Source organism: Thioalkalivibrio sp. ALJT, from assembly GCF_000381825.1.
Classification (GTDB): Bacteria; Pseudomonadota; Gammaproteobacteria; order Ectothiorhodospirales; family Ectothiorhodospiraceae; genus Thioalkalivibrio.
The window spans coordinates 1-2273 of sequence record NZ_KB907140.1; the positions used below are offsets into that span (position 1 = coordinate 1).

Consider the following 2273-nt stretch of genomic DNA (forward strand, 5'->3'; position numbering starts at 1 on the left):
TGAATTTCCCGACCATGGGCGCAGCCAGGGCGAGGACGGAAAATACATTATCCTCCGTGTGAGGCGTCCGAAACAGGTTGACAGGTTCCGGACCCTCGATCCCGTGCGCTTGTGGGCCGCCCGGCCTATACTTGTACAAGTCAAGGTACAGGAGAGCGCCATGAAGATTGTTTCATTCACCGAGGCTCGCAACAGTCTCAAGGCCGTACTGGATGGGGTGGTCAACGATGCTGACACCACGGTGATTACGCGCCGTGATTCGGAGGATGCGGTGGTCATGTCGCTTGATCACTACAACAGCCTGATGGAGACGGTGCATCTTTTGCGTTCCCCTGCCAATGCAGAGCACCTCAACAGGTCCATTACGCAATACAAGGCCGGAAAGGCAACCGAGCGTGCGTTGGTAGGTGGGGATGAGTAGTCGGTTGCTTTGCTGGACCGACGAAGCATGGAATGACTACCTCTACTGGCAACGCCAGGACAAGAAGACCCTGAAGCGTATCAACAAGTTGATAGAAGACGCGAAACGGTCCCCATTGGAAGGCATCGGCAAGCCGGAAGCCCTCAAGGAGAACCTGGCGGGTTTCTGGTCGCGTCGGATTGATGACACCAACCGTCTTGTGTATGCGGTGGATGATTCGTCTATCACGATCATCTCGTGCAGATACCACTATTGAGCGCAATGCTGTCACCCCAAGCCGCCTGAGTCGGCGTTCGACGGACCGGTCCTCGTGGCCGGATGCTGCCCAAAGACAGGCCAATTCCGATAGCCCGCAGGGAGTCGTTTACGAGGGCGCCTGCAAGGCGGTGGCGTGGAACTCGCGGTATTCGTCGAGGAAGGCGAGGCGGGTGGTGTCGGTGACGCGGTCAACGAACAGGGTGCCGTCGAGGTGGTCGATCTCGTGCTGGAACACGGTGGCGAGGAAGCCTTCGGGTTTCAGGTGGCGGGGCGTGCCGTCGGGCTCGTGGTAATCAACGGCGATGTGGCGCGGCCGGGCGACTTCGCCGCGCAGGCCGGGCACGGACAGGCAGCCTTCCCAGTAGCGTTGCGGCGTAGGGTCCAGCACGGTGGCCACCGGGTTCACCAGCACCAGGCGGCCGGTGGGTACGGCATCGGGGTAGCGCGTGTTGCCGGGCTGGATCTCGATCACCGCCACGCGTCGGGTGTCGCCGATCTGGGCGGCGGCGAGGCCGAGCCCTTCGCTGGCGTGCATGGTGTCCACCAGGTCGTCCACCAGAGCCTGCAGCCCCGGGCTGCCGAAGTCGCTATCGGCCACCGGGTCGCATACGCGACGCAGGTCGGGGTGGCCCAAACGCAGGATACGACGAACGCTCATGGCATCGATGGTGCCACAGCGAAGAAGAACGTTCGCAACCTGGCACCTGTCGAGGCTCCGGCATCTTCGGCCTGCAGGGGTTGCGGCACATTCAAGGCTTCAACGATTGGCCCTGACCGGACCTGGAAGGCCCGTCCTGATTGGCAACGAGCGTCCGCCAGGCTCAAGGCCGTTCGGGCCTGGGTCCCCGGCCGCCCCTTCTCGGTCCTCCCGGAAGCCGCGTAGCGGTGATGCGGGATCCGCATTCTCATCCTGCGCCCCGGCGAGTGGCGGACACTCGTTGCCAATCAGGTGCTGTGTTGCCCTTGTCTATGCCGCGCCTCCGCGCGCAGGCGCCAGACGTTCGGCGCCAGGAGCACGAGCCTGGCACGGGCGCCGGATCCGGGAAGTCACGGGTGGAGTGTCGCGTTGGAACGGTGGAATGGCGCGGCAATCCAGTCTATACCGGTTCGGGTGCCACATGGACCGAAGGACGCCGGGAACACAGCCAGGGCGCAAGCCGGCAGGACCATGCAATAAAAGCATGCCCCCTGCGTCCCATGTGGACAGCGACATGACCGGAACCCTGATACTCGAGCAACCTTCTTAGCCACCACAGGAGACCATTATGAACAATTGCTGGTGTAATCCCGCGCCGTCCGAGCAAGGTCCCGGAGTGCGCATACGGCCCCCTCTTCTGGCTGTATGTGTACTCGCACTGACGTTTACCGTGCCGGCCTGGGCGGATGAACCCGGCAAAGCCCCGGACTCTCCCGACACTGCGGAGCTGGACCGCTCCGTTGATGAACTACAGGAACGCAAGGCCAGCCTGAAAGAATCCCTGAGCCAGGCCGACTCCGAACTCCAGCGTACGCAAGACACCCTCGCCGAAACCGAGGAGGCCCGCGACAGCGCCCGGGCCGAGGTCGCCGAACAGGCCGACCGGATCGCCGGCCT

4 protein-coding genes are annotated in these 2273 nt (G+C 63.1%); 3 read left to right on the forward strand and 1 reads right to left on the reverse strand.

All coding sequences use genetic code 11. The features are described 5' to 3' along the window. Window positions 1-160 precede the first annotated feature (160 nt). Both G332_RS0112555 and G332_RS0112560 read left to right on the forward strand, forming a co-directional pair. On the forward strand, window positions 161-421 hold the full coding sequence (locus G332_RS0112555) for a type II toxin-antitoxin system Phd/YefM family antitoxin (protein ID WP_019627338.1): 261 nt from the start codon (window positions 161-163) through the stop codon (window positions 419-421). Further along, entirely contained in the window at window positions 414-677 is a 264-nt protein-coding gene (locus G332_RS0112560; RefSeq protein WP_019627339.1) for a Txe/YoeB family addiction module toxin, read from the forward strand. Before G332_RS0112555 ends, G332_RS0112560 begins: the two co-directional genes overlap by 8 nt. A 108-nt stretch (window positions 678-785) precedes the next feature. Here G332_RS0112560 and def read toward each other — a convergent pair whose 3' ends face one another. Further along, the gene (def, locus tag G332_RS0112565) at window positions 786-1337 is read right to left on the reverse strand and encodes a peptide deformylase (protein ID WP_081619816.1); all 552 of its coding nucleotides are present in this window, start codon (window positions 1335-1337) and stop codon (window positions 786-788) included. A 709-nt stretch (window positions 1338-2046) separates the two neighbouring features. On the opposite strand from def, the gene G332_RS13040 reads away from it, so the two are divergent. Beyond that, a partial coding sequence (locus G332_RS13040) for a hypothetical protein (RefSeq protein ID WP_038059822.1) occupies window positions 2047-2273 on the forward strand: 227 nt, incomplete at its 3' end.

Bases quoted from the DNA above. Each gene is read 5' to 3' on its own strand.
- def (WP_081619816.1), bottom strand. From the start codon at position 1,337: ATGAGCGTTCGTCGTATCCTGCGTTTGGGCCACCCCGACCTGCGTCGC.
- G332_RS0112555 (WP_019627338.1), top strand. From the start codon at position 161: ATGAAGATTGTTTCATTCACCGAGGCTCGCAACAGTCTCAAGGCCGTA.
- G332_RS0112560 (WP_019627339.1), top strand. From the start codon at position 414: ATGAGTAGTCGGTTGCTTTGCTGGACCGACGAAGCATGGAATGACTAC.